Source organism: Klebsiella oxytoca NBRC 105695, from assembly GCF_001598695.1.
Lineage (GTDB): Bacteria > Pseudomonadota > Gammaproteobacteria > Enterobacterales > Enterobacteriaceae > Klebsiella > Klebsiella oxytoca.
The window spans coordinates 116,073-134,224 of sequence record NZ_BCZK01000007.1; the positions used below are offsets into that span (position 1 = coordinate 116,073).

Here is an 18,152-nt window from a genome sequence, read left to right on the forward strand (position 1 = left end):
GAATGTGAATTAATTTTTATTAAGAATGCTGAACTGAGATTCTTCGGGAATTACGATATTAATATTTCGGGAAAAACGAACAATTAATTATCCCGCTATTTATATAACGGGATAATCAGGGAGAGGTTTATTCGCTGAGGAATAATTCGAGAAGGGAGTTCAAAAATAGCTTGCCGTGCTCGGTAATCTGCCAGCAGCCTTCATCTTCCGTCAGATAGCCCTGGGCAATAGCGGCATCGATTTGCGGGCGGATCGTCCGCTCGTCGAGGCCGGTAAAGCGGCTGAATTCATCCCGTGGCGCCGCTTCGAGCAGGCGGAAACGGTTCATAAAGAACTCAAACGGTTTATCTGCGTTCTCAACATCATGCTGGCGCTCCAGGTAACGGCCTTCCATATAGCCGCGCGGGTGGCGGGTTTTCGCCGTCCGCAGAATGCGTCCGTCCGCAAACGTCACTTTACCGTGCGCGCCGCAGCCAATGCCCAGGTAGTCGCCAAAGCGCCAGTAGTTCAGATTATGCTGGCACTGATATCCCGGTTTTGCATAGGCGGAAGTTTCATATTGCCGGTAGCCCGCGGCGCTAAGCAGGCTATGCCCCTGCTCATAAATATCCCACAGCGCATCGTCGTCAGGCAGGACCGGCGGTCGCGAACCAAACAGGGTATTTGGTTCAATGGTCAACTGATACCAGGAGAGATGCGGCGGATTGAGCGCAATCGCCTGGCGCAGGTCGTCCAGCGCCTCTTCCAGAGACTGGTCCGGCAGACCATGCATTAAATCGAGGTTAAAGCTGCGCAGTCCCAGACCGCTTGCCAGGTTTGCCGCGCGTTTGGCTTCCTGTGGCCCATGAATGCGCCCCAGACGCTGCAGCTTTTGCTCGCTAAAGCTCTGTACGCCGATGGAGATGCGATTAATGCCGGCGCGCTGATACTCCACGAAGCGATCCGCTTCCACGGTGCCGGGGTTGGCTTCCATCGTGATTTCGGCTCCGGCCGCCAGCGGAAGAGCCGCGCGTACGCCATCGAGTAGGGTTTGCATCGCCGGGCCGGAGAGCAGGCTCGGCGTACCGCCGCCAATAAAAATCGTCCCGATTTCACGTCCCTGCGCATAGTGGGCGTCGGCGCGCAGATCGTTCAGCAGATGCTGGACATAGTCATCATGCGGCACTTCGCCCTTCAACGCATGCGAGTTGAAATCGCAGTACGGGCATTTCTGCACGCACCACGGGATGTGAATGTAGAGGCTCAGGGGCGGCAAATTAGCCATTACGTAAGGCTTCCAGTAACAGTTTCAGCGCTCGTCCGCGGTGGGAAATGACGCTCTTCTCTTCACGGCTCAGCTCCGCTGCGGTTTTACCTTCCGTCGGAACAAAGAAAATCGGATCGTAACCAAAGCCGCCGCTGCCGGCGGCCTGGCGAGCGATGATGCCTGGCCAACTGCCGTGGCACACCAGCGGCGTGGGATCTTCCGCATGGCGCAGATAGACCAGCACGCAGTGGAACTGCGCCTGGCGCTTATCGTCCGGCACGTCGCGTAGCGCGTCGAGCAGTTTTTCCAGATTGCGCTGGTCGGTCGCATCTTCACCGGAATAGCGGGCAGAATAGATGCCAGGCGCGCCGCCTAACGCATCGACGGCCAGACCTGAGTCATCGGCGATAGCCGGAAGGCCGGTAATCTGCGCGGCGTGGCGCGCTTTAAGAATGGCGTTTTCGATAAACGTGAGGCCGGTTTCCTCTGCGGAATCCACGCCCAGTTCGGTTTGCGCCACGATATCGAGGCCAAAATCTGCCAGCAGCGAGGCCAGCTCGCGCACTTTACCGGGATTGCCGGTGGCGAGAACAACTTTTTGCATAAGAGATCCTGTCTATTCTGTCAGCGCAGCGACCCCGTCGGGGATCTGCTGCGGATGAATGATTTTTATCTGTTTGTGGCGACCCAGTTCGCCCTTCTCAATAAGCACCTGGCTTTTTGCTACGCGAAACTGTTTGGCGAGAAATTTTACCAGATGGGCGTTGGCCTGGCCGTCAACGGGTGGCGCGGTAATGGCGACTTTGAGCTCGTCGCCATGTAAACCAACGATGCTGTCGCGGCTGGCCTTAGGCTGAATATACAGCCTTAAGACCAGACCGTCAGCGCAGGCCTGGACAGCACTCATAGCGCCATCCACAGCCCCGGAAGCAGAACGTTACCGGTAGCCTGCAACAGTTCGGCGATACCCATATTGATCACGTACAGCAGCAGAACCAGCACCATCGGCGAGAAATCAATTCCGCCCATTGAGGGCAGCAGCCTGCGGATAGGGCGCAGCAGCGGGTCTGCCAGCTGCATCAGAACATATTCCACCGGGCTACGGCCCTGGCTTACCCAGCTCATGATCGCCATTAACAGAAGAACCCAGAAGATCAGCGAGCCGACGGTTTTGATAAGGATCAGCAGCGCGGAGATCCAGATAATCGGCTGGAAGGTGACGACCATAAACAGGACGATAGCTTTCACGACGCAGAGAATAAAGGCGACCAGCAGGGAGGCGCTGTCGAGCGGCCCCATCGCCGGGATAATGCGGCGCAGCGGCCCAACGACAGGCTGCGTAGCCTTGACCACGAACTGCGAAAACGGGTTATAAAAGTCGCAGCGCGCCCACTGCATCCAGACGCGTAACAACACGACCATTGTATAAAGCTCAATGACCGTTGAGAGCAGGAAAGTCAACGTCTTCATGGCGTTCCTCAGATTCCTTATTTTTTGCTGTAGTCGCGCGCGCCGAAAATTGCGGTTCCGATGCGCACCATAGTGCTTCCCGCCTCGATGGCGGCTTCCATATCATCCGACATTCCCAGCGACAACGTATCGACGGTAGGGTAGTGCGTTTTTAGCCGCGCAAATGCTACCGCCATTTGTTGGGCGACGGCAAACTGCCTTACATATTCTGACTCAGGCGCGGGGATGGCCATTAAACCGCGCAGCTGCAGATTCGGCAATTTAGCGATCTCTGCCGCCAGCGCGTCCAGCTCTGCAGGCGGAATACCCGACTTGCTCTGCTCATCGCTAATGTTGATTTGAATCAGCACGTTGAGCGGCGGCATGTCGGCAGGGCGCTGTTCACTGAGGCGAGCGGCGATTTTGAGTCGATCGACGGTATGACACCAGTCAAAATGTTCGGCCACGAGGCGGCTTTTGTTGGACTGCAGCGGACCAATAAAGTGCCACTGCAGCCCGCTTGCCCCGGTCTCCTGAAAGTAGCGGATTTTCTCCACCCCTTCCTGAACATAGTTTTCGCCAAACGCGACCTGGCCTGCGGCCATCGCTTCTTCGATAGCGCTCGCAGGTTTCGTTTTACTGACTGCTAGCAGCGTAACTTCTTCTGGAGCACGGCCGCAGCGTGCGGCAGCGGCTGAGATTTTGTCCCGGACCTGTGCCAGGTTATGCGCAATATCGTTCATATACCGAGGATGAGTTATGGAACTGGAAGAAATAGTGGCCCTTAGTGTAAAGCATAACGTCTCCGATCTACACCTGTGCAATGCTTCAGCGCCGCGCTGGCGTCGCCAGGGAAAGCTGGAGCCTGCGCCTTTTACCTCCCCTGATATCAGCAAAATACTCCATGACTGGCTCAACGCCGAGCAGCTCGCGCAATGGCAGGCCAGCGGGCAGGTCGATTTCGCTTTAGCGCCGGCTGGCGGGCCACGCCTTCGCGCCAGCGCATTTGCCCACAGCCGCGGCCTGTCGCTGGCGCTGCGTCTGCTGGCGGAAACCTGCCCGCAGCTGGAGGCGCTCGGTGTACCAGCCGCCTTAAGCGAGCTGCTCAATGAGGAGAGCGGGCTTATCCTCGTCACGGGCGCCACCGGCAGCGGGAAATCAACTACCCTGGCGGCGATGGTGGGCTATCTTAATCAGCGCCTCAATGGTCATATCCTGACGCTGGAAGATCCGGTCGAATTTATTCACCACAGCGAGCGTTGCCTGATCCAGCAGCGGGAAATCGGCCGCCACTGCCCCTCCTTTGCCGCGGCGTTACGCGCTGCGCTGCGCCAGGATCCGGACGTCATTCTGTTAGGGGAACTGCGCGATAGCGAAACTATCCGCCTGGCACTTACGGCGGCGGAGACCGGACATCTGGTTATGGCGACGCTGCATACGCGCGGCGCGGCGCAGGCGGTTGAAAGGCTGGTGGATGTTTTTCCCGCCCAGGAGAAAGAGCAGGTTCGCAGCCAGCTGGCGGGAAATTTGTGCGCGGTACTGGCACAAAAATTGTTTCCGGATGCTGCAGGCGGCAGAGTTGCGCTATACGAGCTTTTAGTTAATACCCCAGCAGTGGCGAATTTGATCCGGGAGGGAAAAACGCATCAGCTGCCCGGCGTGATGCAAACCGGGCAGCAATCTGGCATGCAAACATTTACGCAAAGCTTTCAGCAACGTACGGCAGCGGGTCTTTTATAGCTGCATTTTTTATATTCAGACATCTTACCAATGGCTTGTTATGATAATGTTTTATTAATGTTCGGTATTATTATTTTATATTACAAAGAACCATATGGAATTAAGCCGAATAATGTAGGCTATGAAAAACGAATTGACATAAACCTCCCATAACCAGGAAAAAAGTTTGATAATCTTTTGACTCTCTCAAGGTATTCGATTTATGCTGTTTACAGGGATAGGAAAATTCCCATGGAATATTGTTTCAAAGTGTAAATTTGGTTTTTATTTATAAATACACCGGCGATGGTATTCTTGTTAATTCATTTAACCGCTATGAAGGCGGGTATCAACTAAGGAGAGTTTTAAGTGATTAATTTTTCTGAGGATTCAGTTCTTTCTCATCAGGTTACCTTTATTACTCACCCCTCAATTCAAAGCAAGGCATTTGCAACCTGGCTGGCTGACAGGTTATCTGCTACAGTGATCCTGCAAAATATTAACAAACCCCTCGCGCAACGACTTGTGAAAGATTCTGTAATATTATTTGATATTGCGGTTTCAAATAAAAAGTTGAATAGCGTGTGGCGTGATATTATTCGCCTGCAGGTAGATAACCCCCGTTTATTGATTATCAACAGCGCACAAAAGTATGAGCTCTACGAAATGGCACAGTGGCCAGCGCTTTATGGCGTTTTCCGTCACGACGATGATGAATTGCGCTTAATTGAGGGCGTTAAAGCTGTGCTTAACGGCGAACAGACGGCTGAATTGAGCGTAATGCACCCGGCTATGTACGCAGCGGATCATCAATCGGCGCCTGTGGAAAGTTCGCCGCTGACCGAGCGCGAATGTGAAATCCTTAATGAACTTCGCTGCGGGGCGACCAATATGGATATTGCTCGCGCGCTGTTTATCAGCGAAAACACGGTGCGTACCCATCTGTACAACGTGTTCCGTAAGCTAAGCGTGAAGAACCGAACCCAGGCGGTCAGCTGGGCGAATGAGCATCTGCGTCACTAAAAACTGAATCAGGATGATGGCGCCTGTCGCTGCGATGTGGCGCCAGCATTCAGGATCAGAAGCCCTGCTCGAAGTAGCTTTCCAGAATAATGACAGCGGACGCTGAATCAATGCTGCCTTTATTGAGCGCACGGAATCCACCGTGTTCAAATAACCCGGCTCTGGCTTCCACCGTGCTCAGACGCTCATCGTGCAGGATTATCTGCACGCCGAAACGGCCATGGATTTTATTCGCGAAGTTGCGCGCGCGCGCGGTCAGAGGTTGCTCCGTACCGTCCATATTCAGCGGCAGGCCGACAACCACCTTTTCGGGCTGCCACTCTTTGAGCAGCTTCTCGATAATATTCCAGTCAGGTTTGCCGTCCTGCGCCTTCAATGCGGGCAGGGGGCGGGCAGTGCCGGTGATGCGCTGCCCTACGGCGACGCCGATGCTTTTGGTACCAAAATCAAAGCCTAAAAACGTTCCGCTCATCAGGCATGCCCCGCTGCGGCCGGCATGGTGACGATATCGATGCCGATCAGCTTCGCAGCCTCGCGCCAGCGGTCGGCTATTGGCGTATTGAACAAAATGTTCCGATCCGCCGGTGCGGTGAGCCAGGCGTTATCCAGTATCTCTTGCTCTAACTGACCTTTCTCCCAGGAGGCATAGCCCAGCGCAACCAGCACGTTGTCCGGCTGTTTATCCGTGCCCAGCGTTTCGAGCACGTCGCGGGAGGTGGTGATCACCGTATTATCGGAAATACGAATGCTGGAAGAAAAGTCAGAGGGCGGCGAGTGCAGTATAAAACCCCGGTCCTCGGCCAGCGGGCCGCCAACCATCACCGGTTTATCCAGGCGGATCTCGGGATTGCGCGGCTCAGGCGTGATTTTTAACTTCTCCAGGATCCCTTCAACCTGCAGATTTTCCATCGGCTTATTGATGATGATGCCCATGGCGCCGTCATCGTTATACTCGCAGATATAGACTACGGAGCGACGGAACATCGGGTCCTGGAGAGCAGGCATGGCAATCAGAAAGTGATGCTGTAAATTCATTGTCAGAGGTTCTGTTCCTGGTTCAAAAAAGCAGCACCCAGTATGCGGGTAAAGCAAGAGAGTGTCGATTCACTTTATCTTGCAGGCGTCACGGCCATTGCCTGTCTGAGCCTGAAAGTGAATCTCTGAAGCGAGCTTCAGGCTACAGGCGTTGGCCCATAGCCTGAATGAGCGCGTTATTTATTGAGGCGCTTTTCGATGGCGTCCATCAGCATCCCGGTGATGGAAATCGGGAAGGCGGCTTCGATTTCACGTACGCAGGTTGGGCTGGTGACGTTAATTTCCGTCAGGCGATCGCCGATGATATCCAGGCCGACGAAGATTAAGCCTTTGGCCTTCAGCGTCGGGCCTACGCGGCGGGCGATAGCCCAGTCGCTTTCGGTCAGGGGGCGCGCTTCGCCACGGCCGCCGGCGGCGAGGTTGCCGCGAGTTTCGCCACCCTGCGGAATACGGGCCAGGCAGTAAGGAACCGGCTCGCCGTCCACGACCAGCACGCGCTTATCGCCGTCTTTAATGGCCGGTAGATAGTTCTGCGCCATGCAGTAGCGGCTGCCCAGCTCGGTCAGGGTCTCGGTAATCACGCCGAGGTTAGGGTCACCCTCTTTCACGCGGAAAATGGAGGTACCGCCCATGCCGTCCAGCGGCTTGAGGATGACATCGCCGTGCTTTTCCCAGAAGGCTTTCAGCTGAGCTTTATTGCGAGTGACCAGCGTTTCCGGCGTCAGCTCGGAGAACCAGGCGGTAAACAGCTTTTCGTTACAGTCGCGCAGGCTCTGCGGCTTATTGACGATAAGCGTGCCTTTCTCTTCGGCGCGTTCGAGGATGTAGGTCGCATAGATAAACTCGGTATCAAACGGCGGATCTTTACGCATCAGAATGACGTCCAGGTCCGCCAGAGGCAGATCCTGCTCGCCGTTGAACTCGTACCATTTGTCGTAGTTCTGCTCGACGCTCAGCTTGCGCGTACGGGCGCGGGCTTCACCGTTGATTAAGTACAGATCGTTCATCTCCATATAGTGGAGTTCATAGCCGCGACGCTGCCCTTCCAGCAACATAGCGAAGCTGGTGTCTTTCTTGATGTTGATGGTTGCGATGGGGTCCATCACGATGCCGAGCTTAATCATTGTTCTTCTCCGTTAACGCTTCAACCTAAGTCGCCAAAACGCACCTGCAGGGCGGTAATGGCAGTGAGCGCAGTTGTCTCTGTACGCAGAACGCGCGGTCCCAACAGGATATCAGTAAACTGGTAGCGAGCGGTCATCGCTATCTCTTCTGCCGAAAGCCCGCCTTCCGGACCGATCAGCAGTCGGACGCGTTCGACCGGCAGCGGCAGCGTATTGATGCTGGCGCTGGCGCGAGGGTGTAAATTGAGCTTCAGGCCCTCGTCCTGCTCCGCGCACCAGGCTTCGAGCTGCATTGCCGGGCGGATCTCCGGCACCACGTTGCGGCCGCTTTGCTCGCAGGCGGCAATGGCGATTTTCTGCCACTGCTGAATCTTCTTGTGCAAACGTTCGGCGTCCAGTTTAACGCCACAGCGTTCGGAAAACAGTGGCGTTATGAGGCTTACGCCAAGTTCGATCGATTTCTGGATGGTGAATTCCATTTTTTCGCCGCGTGACATCACCTGGCCTAAATGGATATGCAGAGGGGATTCGCGGTTATCGATTTTGCCGCTCTGTACTTCAACCAGCACATGTTTCTTACCTGCCTCGACAATGACCGCCTCGAAGACCTGATTGCTGCCGTCAAAAAGCTCGATTGCCTGGCCTTTACCCATCCGTAAAACGCGACCGACATGGTTGGCCGCGTCGTCGGAGAGGGCTATCTGGCTACCCGTAGTGATGCGTTCCGGGTGATGGATGCGAGGGATGCGCATGCTTGATATTCCGTTCTTCGCGCAGATATTGTCTTCCCTCATTAAAGAGGGAAGCGTGAAGCTGCAAATTAACAATTGCCGCTAGTGTAGGTTAGCTCTTTTGCGCCTGGCAAGCCTGCAGGACGTAAGGATTATGGTTGCCCTGAACTTTTGCAATACGCGCGTCGCGTTCGCATTCCCAGCGTGTTACCGGGTACAGCTTATTCCAGGCGGTAAACAGCTGGGTTTGCTGGCGGGAAAGATTAAGCTGGTAGCGGTCGCGCATATAGAAGTAGGTGCGGGCAATCGCGCCCCGGGCGCGAGCCGGCGGCTCGGCAACTTTATCTTTAAAATCAACCTTCATCGCGCACTGGCCGTACTGGCCTTCGCCACCGTTCCACTGGCTGTACATAAAGTTGGCGCGATCGCCGTTGACCTCGCCAACCGCCGGCTGCAGGTTATGCATGTCGCTTTCCATCTTGCGATAGACCGGGTCTTTGGCGCAGTTTTTCCGCCCGCCGTCCTGCCAGCATTGAAGCTGGTGACCAAACTGCCAGGCCGGAACCACGTGTTCCCACTCTACCCGGCTGGCGCGGTTCTCATTTTTACGCACTTTATAGCCGCATGATTCCAGATCGATAACGCCCTTTTTCCCCTGCCAGTTGATTTTACAGCCGCAGTAGAAATCGCCGGGGACGTCGGCGTTGACCTTGACGCCAGCGGCTTTGGCCTGAGAAAAACTGTTGATTCCCTCCGCAGCAAGCGGGGCACACGCCGCCGCGCTAAGAAACGCGGCAGCAAAAATATAAATACGGGACATCGTTAACTCCGTGTCAAAACGAGCCCGCAACGTAACGAATGTGATTGTCTGATGCAATCAGTCAGATCAGAAAATTTCCAGTTATTTCCGGAGATTACTTTTCCGCCACCAGCACGTCGCCGCAGCGCACGCAGCGATAGGTGGCCTCACCGCGCATCACGCGGTTGTGGCGGCGAACGGTAAGCTGATGCTGCTGACACTGGCAGCGGTAGGGGAAGGTATTTTTACGGACAGAATCGAGTTCGAAACGATGAGTACGCAGCGCCGGTACGCCCAGTACGCTCTCCATCATCCATTTCCACTCTTTTCCGTGCGGTGCCACGCGGCCAAAGTGTTTCCATACCAGCAGATGGGCCAGCTCGTGCGGCACGACTTCGTCGATAAAAGCCTGCTGGTTTTCCAGCAGCAGCACCGGGTTAAGGCGAATTTCGTTTTTCTCCAGCCAGGCGGTACCGGCGGAGGTTCCCCGCTGCTGATAAACCAGCACCGGTTCAGGGTAATGTCGTCCCAGCTTGAGGTTCGCTTTGGCAAGATTTTCCCGCAGGCTGCGCATAACGGCCTGTTGAAGGGCAATGGGAATTCGGGGCGTTTTCATAGCGCCAGAGGATAGTGCGGCGGGATGAGGAGAGCAAGAAGAAGCTTCCTCCCGGAGGGGAGGAAGCGTGTATCGTACTAGTCGCGCGCGCCGATTTCGCGCAGTTTACGGCCTTTCATCAGATTACGTTCAATATGTTCCAGCGAAACGTTTTTGGTTTCCGGGATCAACCACAGAGTCAGGAAGATGAACAGGATGTTAAGGCCGCCATAGACCCAGAAGGTATTGGCGCTGCCCAGCGAGTTCAGCATCGTCAGGAAGGTCGCGCCGACGATCATGTTGGCAATCCAGTTGGTCGCCGTTGAGCAGGTGATACCGAAATCACGCCCTTTCAGCGGCTGGATTTCGGAGCACAGCACCCAAATCAGCGGGCCGGCGCTCATCGCAAAACCCACGATGAACATCAGCAGCATCAGGACGGCAAAGTACTGCGCCGTGGCGGAGTGGATGCCGATATGCATCATGCTGCCCAGCACGCCCATGCCGAGCGCCATGACGATAAAGCCGAGGATCAGCGTCGGTTTACGGCCCCAGCGGTCAACCAGTCCGATGGCGATAAAGGTCGCCAGAACGTTGGTCAGACCGACGATGACGGTCCCCCACATCTGTTCGGTGGTGTTGGCATAGCCCGCCAGTTCAAAAATCTTCGGCGCATAGTACATGATGACGTTCATACCGGTGAACTGTTGCATCACCTGCAGCAGGACGCCGAGGAACACCGCGCGGCGGAAGTTGCTGTTTTCTTTGAACAGCGACCAGCCGGACTGTTTTACCTTCAGGCTTTCGCGGATCTCATCCAGCTCGCGTTTCGCTTCAGCGCTGGTGTCGCGCAGGCGCAGCAGGACGCGTTCGGCATCGACAAAGCGGCGCTTAGCGGCAAACCAGCGCGGGCTGTCCGGCAGGAAAACCACGCCAATCAGCAGCAGCACCGCCGGGATAATGATCACCCCGAGCATCCAGCGCCAGGCGCCGCTGTAGCTGAAAGCGGTATCCGAAAGATACGCCCCGAGAATACCAATGGTGATCATCAGCTGGTACATCGAAATCATGCTGCCGCGGATTTTTTCCGGCGCAATTTCCGACAAATACAGCGGGGCCGTGTAGGAAGCGACGCCAACGGCGAGGCCGAGCAGCACGCGGGAAATGAGCAGGACTTCCACATTCGGGGCGGCGGCGGAGAACAGGGAACCGGCAACGAACAGGATGGCGCCAATCATCAGGCTTTTTTTACGCCCGAGTTTGAAGGAGAGCCAGCCGCTGCCGACCGCGCCGACCGCGGCGCCGAACATCATGGAGCTTACTACCCATTCCTGCGTATGAGCGCTTATCTGGAACTCGTTGGCAATAAAGGGTAAGGCACCCGCAATAACACCAATATCCAGGCCAAATAGCAGGCCTGCCAGTGCGGCGAGGAAGCAGACAAAGAACGTCATCGTCTTGTTTGAACGCCCTTGTTTTTTGTTGTCAGGCATAACGCCCTCCGGTTGAGTTATTGATTCTGTCGAGGCATAGGGTAGGTAAATGCGTAGTAAAAAAATGTGATAATAATCACGCTGGTGTAATCGGTTACACTATCGTAAAGAAAGGTAATCACATTTAATTTATTTAAATCAGCATTTTAATAAAGTTTAGCTCAAGAAATTTAAAGCGCTAATCAGAGTTTGCTGAAATATTGTGTAACAAAACCAAGGGTTATTACATTTTTCGCGCACGTCGGGGAAAAGGATGTTGCACATGGGATGTAATCGCTTCCATAGGAAGCTTTGCAAAGGGCTGGATGCAGAGGCTGCGGTTATACGGTTGAAAATAAAAAGGCCAGCGCGAGGCTGGCCTTAAGAGCGAGAAGAGCAGGGGCTTATTTCAGGCCGGCCGCTTCGCGCAGCTGAGCTGCTTTGTCGGTTTTTTCCCAAGGGAAATGTTCGCGACCAAAGTGACCGTAAGCCGCTGTCTCTTTGTAGATCGGGTGCAGCAGGTCAAGCATCTGGATCAGGCCATACGGACGCAGGTCGAAGAACTCACGAACCAGTAGCGTCAGCTGCTCGGACGATACTTTTTCGGTACCGAAGGTTTCAACCATAATCGAGGTCGGCTCTGCGACGCCGATGGCGTAGGAAACCTGAATTTCGCAACGATCGGCCAGACCGGCGGCAACGATGTTTTTCGCCACATAGCGCGCCGCGTAGGCCGCAGAACGGTCGACTTTAGACGGATCTTTACCGGAGAACGCGCCGCCGCCGTGGCGAGCCATGCCGCCGTAGGTATCAACGATGATTTTACGCCCGGTCAGGCCGCAGTCGCCCATCGGGCCGCCGATAACAAAACGGCCGGTTGGGTTGATAAAGAATTTGGTCGCGCTGTTCAGCCACTCGGTCGGCAGCACCGGTTTGATGATCTCTTCCATTACCGCTTCCTGCAGCGATTTCTGATCGATGCTTTCGGCGTGCTGTGTGGAGAGAACGACTGCATCAATACCGACAACTTTGCCGTCGTCGTACTGGAACGTCACCTGGCTTTTTGCGTCCGGGCGCAGCCACGGCAGGGTGCCGTTTTTGCGTACTTCAGCCTGACGCTGCACCAGACGGTGAGCGTAGGTGATCGGCGCAGGCATCAGCACATCGGTTTCGTTAGTCGCATAGCCAAACATCAGGCCCTGGTCGCCCGCGCCCTGCTCCAGCGGATCGGCGCGGTCAACGCCCTGGTTGATGTCCGGAGACTGTTTACCGATAGCGCTCAGCACCGCGCAGGAGTTGGCGTCAAAGCCCATATCGGAATGCACGTAGCCAATTTCACGGACCGTATTGCGGGTGATCTCTTCGATATCAACCCAGGCGCTGGTAGTGATTTCGCCACCCACCAGAACCATGCCGGTTTTGACGTAGGTTTCACATGCTACGCGCGCTTTTGGATCCTGTTCAAGGATCGCATCCAGCACGGCGTCGGAGATTTGGTCAGCAATTTTGTCGGGATGCCCTTCGGATACGGACTCTGACGTAAAGAGGTGTTTTGCCATGTTTTATTTCACCTGTGGACGATTCGGGTAGCTCATACTGTTGTGTAGAATGGCTTTGACGGATGACTCTACCAAAGCTTGCAGGTAGTGACACGAGCAGTCTGAGTGTTAATCAGTATAGATGGATTAACTTCTGGACGGCTATTTTAGGGCAGTTCTTGACCCCATTTCCAGCCTTTTTTGATATTCGTCGCATTTATAGAAAAAGGGCGGTGGCAATTTTTCCTGACAATGCCCGGCAACGCGCATATTTTTATTTTGCTTTTTACCCCGCTTATCGGTATAAAACGCCGCGCGCGGCTCATTAAAACAGCGCACGAGCACTCACCTCGTGACGCCACTTCCAGCCGGGTTAAGCAGTCTGTATTGACAGAGTCCCGCAGCGGCTTTTTTGCTGGCTGTCCGGATCCTATAGCTTTGGCTTGTCGCTGGCCCGTACCGGGGCAGTGTGGAGGTGATACCAGATAATGAACCCACGTTTTTCGCCTGACTCGTCGCGTCGTTCCGTCGCGCGTCACTATTCCTCAATCCGCATCTCTCTCATGCAAACCAGCCGATGTTCTACCCATCTCGGCGCTTCTCAGGATTCCAGGGCCGGCAGGCTACAGGAAAACTGAACAAGGGCGCTCTTGCGATAGCAAGGGTTTTCTCGTGGTTTCTCCGGACTGTCATACTCCGTTCGGGTACGTGTTTTACGATGATATGAATAAGAAACCGGTCGCTCAGCCGCAAGTCCAGCACTATCTACTGGGATTTCGGACTGTTTATGGGTTGTTATCGCTTCTTCGGATTGCGATAGTAGTCAACTGTTTTACACTTGTTACTAAAATTTGAGGTTCGCTATGTCTGACGACATGTCTTTATCTTCGCCTTCGTCAGCAGGCGATCACGGTGTACTACGTTCCATGCAGGAGGTTGCGATGAGCTCCCAGGAAGCCAGCAAGATGCTACGTACTTACAATATTGCCTGGTGGGGTAATAACTACTACGACGTTAACGAACTGGGCCATATCAGCGTCTGCCCGGATCCTGACGTTCCGGAAGCGCGCGTTGACCTTGCCGAGCTGGTGAAAGCGCGTGAAGCTCAGGGGCAGCGCCTGCCTGCACTGTTCTGCTTCCCGCAGATTTTGCAGCACCGCCTGCGTTCGATTAACGCCGCCTTTAAACGGGCGCGTGAGTCTTATGGCTATAACGGTGACTACTTTCTGGTTTATCCCATCAAGGTTAACCAGCATCGCCGCGTGATTGAATCGCTGATCCACTCCGGCGAACCGCTGGGTCTGGAAGCCGGCTCGAAGGCCGAGCTGATGGCGGTACTGGCGCACGCCGGCATGACCCGCAGCGTGATTGTTTGTAACGGTTATAAAGACCGTGAATATATCCGCCTGGCGCTGGTGGGTGAAAAGATGGGCCATAAGGTCTATCTGGTCATTGAGAAAATGTCGGAAATCGCCATCGTGCTGGAAGAAGCCGAACGGCTGAACGTGGTGCCGCGTCTTGGCGTGCGTGCGCGTCTGGCTTCGCAGGGCTCTGGCAAGTGGCAGTCCTCCGGCGGCGAAAAATCCAAATTCGGCCTCGCGGCGACCCAAGTTCTGCAGCTGGTTGAAATTCTGCGCGCTGCAGGGCATCTCGACAGCCTGCAGCTGCTGCACTTCCACCTTGGCTCGCAGATGGCCAATATTCGCGATATCGCCACCGGCGTGCGTGAATCGGCGCGTTTCTACGTCGAGCTGCATAAGCTGGGCGTGAATATTCAGTGCTTCGACGTTGGCGGCGGTCTCGGCGTTGACTATGAAGGGACCCGTTCGCAGTCCGACTGCTCGGTGAACTATGGCCTGAACGAATACGCCAACAACATTATCTGGGCAATTGGCGATGCCTGTGAAGAGAACGGTCTGCCGCATCCGACGGTGATTACCGAATCCGGCCGTGCGGTCACCGCGCACCACACCGTACTGGTATCCAACATCATCGGCGTTGAGCGTAACGAATATACCGAGGCGACCCCGCCCGCGGAAGATGCCGCGCGTCCGCTGCAAAGCATGTGGGAAACCTGGCTGGAGATGCAGGAAACCGGCAACCGCCGCTCGCTGCGCGAATGGCTGCACGATAGCCAGATGGATCTGCACGATATTCATATCGGCTACTCCTCCGGCACCTTTAATCTTCAGGAACGCGCCTGGGCCGAGCAGCTGTATCTGAATATGTGCCATGAAGTGCAGAAACAGCTCGATCCCAGCAACCGCGCGCATCGCCCGATAATCGATGAGCTGCAGGAGCGTATGGCGGATAAGATTTACGTCAACTTCTCTCTGTTCCAGTCGATGCCGGATGCATGGGGTATCGATCAGCTATTCCCGGTGATGCCGCTGGAAGGGTTGAACAAGGTACCGGAACGCCGCGCGGTGCTGCTGGATATCACCTGCGACTCCGACGGCGCAATTGACCACTACGTCGATGGCGATGGCATTGCGACCACCATGCCGATGCCGGAATACGATCCGGAAAATCCGCCGATGCTGGGCTTCTTCATGGTAGGCGCCTACCAGGAGATTCTGGGCAATATGCACAACCTGTTCGGCGATACGGAAGCCGTAGACGTGTTTGTCTTCCCTGACGGCAGCGTCGAAGTGGAGCTGTCGGATGAGGGGGACACCGTCGCGGATATGCTGCAGTACGTCCAGCTGGATCCGAACACGCTGCTGACGCAGTTCCGCGATCAGGTGAAAAAGACCGATCTCGACGCTGACCTGCAGCAGCAGTTCCTTGAAGAGTTCGAAGCGGGTTTATACGGCTACACTTATCTGGAAGACGAGTGATATACGTCCTCTCCGTAGCGGAGAGGGAAGAGAGAGGGGAAGGCTCATTACGCCATTCGCCAGACTCACTTGAACACGTAGACATTTGCGGCGATAATTCGCCCAATTAAGCAGCAAACTTATTCAAACCCTTCCTCGTCGGGCCTAACGACGCGGAGGGGTTTTTTTATATTTGTATTTCAATACAACGACTGTAAAAGAGGTCATAACCATGAGCACCTTAGGTCATCAATACGATAACTCCCTGGTATCCAACGCATTTGGCTTTCTGCGTCTACCGATGAATTTTATGCCGTACGACAGCGATGCGGACTGGGTCATCACCGGCGTACCGTTTGATATGGCGACCTCCGGACGCGCGGGCGGGCGTCATGGCCCGGCGGCGATCCGTCAGGTGTCGACTAACCTTGCGTGGGAGCATAACCGTTTCCCGTGGAACTTTGATATGCGCGAGCGGCTGAACGTCGTGGACTGCGGCGATCTGGTTTACGCTTTCGGCGATGCGCGTGAAATGAGTGAAAAGCTGCAGGCGCACGCGGAAAAACTGCTGGCGGCAGGTAAGCGCATGCTTTCATTCGGCGGCGACCACTTTGTGACGCTACCGCTGCTGCGCGCTCATGCTAAGCACTTCGGCAAAATGGCGCTGGTGCATTTCGATGCCCACACCGATACCTACGCCAACGGCTGCGAATTTGACCACGGCACCATGTTCTATACCGCGCCGAACGAAGGCCTGATCGACCCGCACCATTCAGTGCAGATCGGCATTCGCACCGAGTTTGATAAGGACAACGGGTTTACCGTGCTGGATGCGGGTCAGGTTAACGACCGCAGCGTCGACGACGTGATCGCTCAGGTGAAACAGATCGTCGGCGATATGCCGGTATACCTGACCTTTGATATCGACTGCCTGGATCCGGCGTTTGCGCCGGGCACCGGTACACCGGTGATCGGCGGACTGACCTCCGATCGCGCGATCAAACTGGTGCGCGGCCTCAAGGATCTGAACATCGTCGGTATGGACGTGGTGGAAGTCGCTCCGGCCTATGACCAGTCCGAAATCACCGCCCTGGCGGCGGCGACGCTGGCGCTGGAAATGCTCTACATTCAGGCGGCGAAAAAAGGCGAATAAGCCTCAGACGCTGACTGCTGCTGCGCGACGCATGCGCAGCAGCAGCATGCCTCCGGCGCAAAGCGTTATCAGCTGCGATACTACCAGCACCGAGAATCCTGAGCTTACCGATCCCGCCGATTTCATGACCATTCCCATCAGCAGCGGGATAAACGCCGCGCAGATATTACCGATGCCATTAATAATGCCATAGGCGCTGCCTACCGCTTCGCGCGGCGCATGATGCTGCACGACCGCCGGGATCGCCGCGCCCTGCAGCCCCCAGAAAACGTTCGCCGCCAGCATAAACAGCGCCAGCATCGCCTGCTGGTGGCTGAGCATCAGCGCCAGTACCGACAGAGCGGTCAGCAGGCCGCCGATAATAAACAGCACCGGCGCCTGCTCCGGGCGCATTTTATCGAGAAGTACCCCTCCGAGAAATTTTGAACCCAGGCTCAGCAGAAACGGAACCGCCGCCAGCAGGCCGGTAGCCTGTAGCGAGAAGTGATGCTCGTCGCGCAGCCAGGCCGGCAGCCAGGCGCTGCTGCCCCATAGATAGCTGAGGGTGGCGATCTCCACCAGCAGGATCCAGCCCAGCAGCGGCGTGCGCCAGGCGAGGGTCAAGGTTGTAATCATACCGGGCCTGGCGCGGCGTTCATTGACGACTGGAGCAGGTAAAAAGCGCCAGACTAAGCCGCCGCCGAGCAGCAGGTTGAGCAGCGCCAGGGCGTAAAACGATCCCATCCAGCCGACGTGCGCCATCAGCCAGGTGACCAGCGGAAAGCCAGCCGCCAGCCCGAGCGAAACGCCGAGAGCGGTCACGGCGTTAGGTTTACCGACCTCATCGGCGGCGAAGCTATCGCTGATAAAGCGGGTTTTCAGCGAGAATAACGGCCCCTCGGCAACGCCGAGAACGATGCGCGCGATTAACATGCCCAGCAGGGAGCCCAGCAGCGGAGAAACCGCGCAAACCAGCGCCCATATCGCTACGCCGCTTAACAGCCCCTGGCGATAGTTGAGCTTACTTTCTATAAGGGGAGTTAATATTAAAGCCGATAAACCATAACCAAGAAGAAAGCATGTCATCAGCATGCCTTGTAACATTCTGTTTTCATTTAAATGAAAGTGAGCGGCAAATTCGGGGTTCAGAATCATCACTGAGATATTTACCCGATCGACGTAAGAAATAATTATTAACAAAAGTAATGCGATAGTACCTTGCCATCTTGCCGCCATGATTTACCTCTTTTTAAATTTAATACATTTTGGTTATTATTTTTTTGACGCCAGAAATAATCACTTAACTAAAATGGTTCACCTATGAAACTCATTGTTTATTAAGGTTTAATTTTCTTTTTGTTTCATATGTGAAACACCGCAAGCTCCCTTCCTGTTCATTTTTAACGATCTTCATGAAAAGAAGTCAATAGCGCATTTTGTTTCTGAAGAGATAGCGTTTTTTATAATGAA

Annotated in this window: 20 protein-coding genes; 6 read left to right on the top strand and 14 right to left on the bottom strand. The window is 55.1% G+C overall.

The features are described 5' to 3' along the window. Positions 1-127: 127 nt before the first annotated feature. From hemW to KO1_RS13975, 5 genes are read right to left on the bottom strand one after another with little or no spacing between them, the layout of a single operon-like run. Complete coding sequence (hemW, locus tag KO1_RS13955) at positions 128-1,264, bottom strand: radical SAM family heme chaperone HemW (RefSeq protein ID WP_004105720.1); 1,137 nt, start codon at positions 1,262-1,264, stop codon at positions 128-130. Continuing rightward, a complete protein-coding gene (locus KO1_RS13960; RefSeq protein WP_049095271.1) occupies positions 1,257-1,850 on the bottom strand; it encodes an XTP/dITP diphosphatase in 594 nt (197 codons plus the stop codon). The genes hemW and KO1_RS13960 overlap by 8 nt, the downstream gene beginning before the upstream one ends. A 12-nt stretch (positions 1,851-1,862) precedes the next feature. Next, positions 1,863-2,153 carry a DUF167 family protein YggU gene (gene yggU, locus KO1_RS13965; RefSeq protein ID WP_004105716.1) on the bottom strand — a complete coding sequence of 97 codons (291 nt, stop codon included), beginning with the start codon at positions 2,151-2,153 and terminating at the stop codon, positions 1,863-1,865. After that, positions 2,150-2,716 (bottom strand): YggT family protein, encoded by a 567-nt coding sequence (locus KO1_RS13970; RefSeq protein WP_004105714.1) that lies wholly within the window; start codon positions 2,714-2,716, stop codon positions 2,150-2,152. The genes yggU and KO1_RS13970 overlap by 4 nt, the downstream gene beginning before the upstream one ends. Before the next feature lie 17 nt (positions 2,717-2,733). Next, complete coding sequence (locus KO1_RS13975; protein WP_017145431.1) at positions 2,734-3,438, bottom strand: YggS family pyridoxal phosphate-dependent enzyme; 705 nt, start codon at positions 3,436-3,438, stop codon at positions 2,734-2,736. Between the two features lie 16 nt (positions 3,439-3,454). On the opposite strand from KO1_RS13975, the gene KO1_RS13980 reads away from it, so the two are divergent. Together KO1_RS13980 and KO1_RS13985 are read left to right on the top strand one after the other, a co-directional pair. After that, on the top strand, positions 3,455-4,435 hold the full coding sequence (locus KO1_RS13980; protein ID WP_032729242.1) for a type IV pilus twitching motility protein PilT: 981 nt from the start codon (positions 3,455-3,457) through the stop codon (positions 4,433-4,435). A 348-nt stretch (positions 4,436-4,783) separates the two neighbouring features. After that, positions 4,784-5,437 carry a LuxR C-terminal-related transcriptional regulator gene (locus tag KO1_RS13985; protein ID WP_004105708.1) on the top strand — a complete coding sequence of 218 codons (654 nt, stop codon included), beginning with the start codon at positions 4,784-4,786 and terminating at the stop codon, positions 5,435-5,437. Positions 5,438-5,492: 55 nt separating this feature from the next. Here the strand turns inward: KO1_RS13985 and ruvX are convergent, their stop codons facing one another. The 8 genes from ruvX to metK form a co-directional block, all read right to left on the bottom strand. Then, on the bottom strand, positions 5,493-5,909 hold the full coding sequence (ruvX, locus tag KO1_RS13990; protein WP_004105707.1) for a Holliday junction resolvase RuvX: 417 nt from the start codon (positions 5,907-5,909) through the stop codon (positions 5,493-5,495). After that, complete coding sequence (locus KO1_RS13995) at positions 5,909-6,472, bottom strand: YqgE/AlgH family protein (protein WP_004105705.1); 564 nt, start codon at positions 6,470-6,472, stop codon at positions 5,909-5,911. Before KO1_RS13995 ends, ruvX begins: the two co-directional genes overlap by 1 nt. A 176-nt stretch (positions 6,473-6,648) precedes the next feature. After that, positions 6,649-7,596 carry a glutathione synthase gene (gshB, locus tag KO1_RS14000; protein WP_004105704.1) on the bottom strand — a complete coding sequence of 316 codons (948 nt, stop codon included), beginning with the start codon at positions 7,594-7,596 and terminating at the stop codon, positions 6,649-6,651. A 20-nt stretch (positions 7,597-7,616) separates the two neighbouring features. Then, positions 7,617-8,348: a 16S rRNA (uracil(1498)-N(3))-methyltransferase gene (gene rsmE, locus KO1_RS14005; RefSeq protein ID WP_004105702.1), complete on the bottom strand. Its 732-nt coding sequence runs from the start codon at positions 8,346-8,348 to the stop codon at positions 7,617-7,619. Between the two features lie 91 nt (positions 8,349-8,439). Then, positions 8,440-9,147, bottom strand: coding sequence for a deoxyribonuclease I (gene endA, locus KO1_RS14010; protein ID WP_004115375.1), 708 nt, complete (start codon positions 9,145-9,147; stop codon positions 8,440-8,442). A 94-nt stretch (positions 9,148-9,241) separates the two neighbouring features. After that, complete coding sequence (locus tag KO1_RS14015; RefSeq protein WP_024274713.1) at positions 9,242-9,742, bottom strand: SprT family zinc-dependent metalloprotease; 501 nt, start codon at positions 9,740-9,742, stop codon at positions 9,242-9,244. 77 nt (positions 9,743-9,819) lie between these two features. Next, entirely contained in the window at positions 9,820-11,214 is a 1,395-nt protein-coding gene (locus KO1_RS14020; RefSeq protein WP_004105696.1) for a sugar porter family MFS transporter, read from the bottom strand. A 383-nt stretch (positions 11,215-11,597) separates the two neighbouring features. Continuing rightward, positions 11,598-12,752, bottom strand: a complete 1,155-nt coding sequence (gene metK, locus KO1_RS14025) for a methionine adenosyltransferase (protein ID WP_004105695.1) — start codon at positions 12,750-12,752, stop codon at positions 11,598-11,600. Positions 12,753-13,219: 467 nt separating this feature from the next. On the opposite strand from metK, the gene yqgG reads away from it, so the two are divergent. From yqgG to speB, 4 genes are all read left to right on the top strand, one after another. Next, positions 13,220-13,369, top strand: coding sequence for a small protein YqgG (gene yqgG, locus KO1_RS28985; RefSeq protein WP_418268721.1), 150 nt, complete (start codon positions 13,220-13,222; stop codon positions 13,367-13,369). An 85-nt stretch (positions 13,370-13,454) separates the two neighbouring features. Continuing rightward, on the top strand, positions 13,455-13,586 hold the full coding sequence (yqgB, locus tag KO1_RS27290; protein WP_127472328.1) for an acid stress response protein YqgB: 132 nt from the start codon (positions 13,455-13,457) through the stop codon (positions 13,584-13,586). Positions 13,587-13,594: 8 nt separating this feature from the next. Beyond that, on the top strand, positions 13,595-15,571 hold the full coding sequence (gene speA / locus KO1_RS14030; RefSeq protein WP_004105692.1) for a biosynthetic arginine decarboxylase: 1,977 nt from the start codon (positions 13,595-13,597) through the stop codon (positions 15,569-15,571). Between the two features lie 211 nt (positions 15,572-15,782). Then, the gene (gene speB / locus KO1_RS14035) at positions 15,783-16,703 is read left to right on the top strand and encodes an agmatinase (protein WP_004105690.1); all 921 of its coding nucleotides are present in this window, start codon (positions 15,783-15,785) and stop codon (positions 16,701-16,703) included. 3 nt (positions 16,704-16,706) lie between these two features. On the opposite strand, the gene KO1_RS14040 is transcribed toward speB, so the two are convergent. Next, on the bottom strand, positions 16,707-17,918 hold the full coding sequence (locus KO1_RS14040) for an MFS transporter (RefSeq protein ID WP_029496781.1): 1,212 nt from the start codon (positions 17,916-17,918) through the stop codon (positions 16,707-16,709). Positions 17,919-18,152: the final 234 nt, after the last annotated feature.

Excerpts from the sequence above, each read along its gene's own strand:
- hemW (WP_004105720.1), bottom strand. The coding sequence starts at position 1,264 with ATGGCTAATTTGCCGCCCCTGAGCCTCTACATTCACATCCCGTGGTGC.
- KO1_RS13960 (WP_049095271.1), bottom strand. The coding sequence starts at position 1,850 with ATGCAAAAAGTTGTTCTCGCCACCGGCAATCCCGGTAAAGTGCGCGAG.
- yggU (WP_004105716.1), bottom strand. The coding sequence starts at position 2,153 with ATGAGTGCTGTCCAGGCCTGCGCTGACGGTCTGGTCTTAAGGCTGTAT.
- KO1_RS13970 (WP_004105714.1), bottom strand. The coding sequence starts at position 2,716 with ATGAAGACGTTGACTTTCCTGCTCTCAACGGTCATTGAGCTTTATACA.
- KO1_RS13975 (WP_017145431.1), bottom strand. The coding sequence starts at position 3,438 with ATGAACGATATTGCGCATAACCTGGCACAGGTCCGGGACAAAATCTCA.
- KO1_RS13980 (WP_032729242.1), top strand. The coding sequence starts at position 3,455 with ATGGAACTGGAAGAAATAGTGGCCCTTAGTGTAAAGCATAACGTCTCC.
- ruvX (WP_004105707.1), bottom strand. The coding sequence starts at position 5,909 with ATGAGCGGAACGTTTTTAGGCTTTGATTTTGGTACCAAAAGCATCGGC.
- KO1_RS13995 (WP_004105705.1), bottom strand. The coding sequence starts at position 6,472 with ATGAATTTACAGCATCACTTTCTGATTGCCATGCCTGCTCTCCAGGAC.
- gshB (WP_004105704.1), bottom strand. The coding sequence starts at position 7,596 with ATGATTAAGCTCGGCATCGTGATGGACCCCATCGCAACCATCAACATC.
- rsmE (WP_004105702.1), bottom strand. The coding sequence starts at position 8,348 with ATGCGCATCCCTCGCATCCATCACCCGGAACGCATCACTACGGGTAGC.
- endA (WP_004115375.1), bottom strand. The coding sequence starts at position 9,147 with ATGTCCCGTATTTATATTTTTGCTGCCGCGTTTCTTAGCGCGGCGGCG.
- KO1_RS14015 (WP_024274713.1), bottom strand. The coding sequence starts at position 9,742 with ATGAAAACGCCCCGAATTCCCATTGCCCTTCAACAGGCCGTTATGCGC.
- KO1_RS14020 (WP_004105696.1), bottom strand. The coding sequence starts at position 11,214 with ATGCCTGACAACAAAAAACAAGGGCGTTCAAACAAGACGATGACGTTC.
- metK (WP_004105695.1), bottom strand. The coding sequence starts at position 12,752 with ATGGCAAAACACCTCTTTACGTCAGAGTCCGTATCCGAAGGGCATCCC.
- yqgG (WP_418268721.1), top strand. The coding sequence starts at position 13,220 with ATGAACCCACGTTTTTCGCCTGACTCGTCGCGTCGTTCCGTCGCGCGT.
- yqgB (WP_127472328.1), top strand. The coding sequence starts at position 13,455 with ATGAATAAGAAACCGGTCGCTCAGCCGCAAGTCCAGCACTATCTACTG.
- speA (WP_004105692.1), top strand. The coding sequence starts at position 13,595 with ATGTCTGACGACATGTCTTTATCTTCGCCTTCGTCAGCAGGCGATCAC.
- speB (WP_004105690.1), top strand. The coding sequence starts at position 15,783 with ATGAGCACCTTAGGTCATCAATACGATAACTCCCTGGTATCCAACGCA.
- KO1_RS14040 (WP_029496781.1), bottom strand. The coding sequence starts at position 17,918 with ATGGCGGCAAGATGGCAAGGTACTATCGCATTACTTTTGTTAATAATT.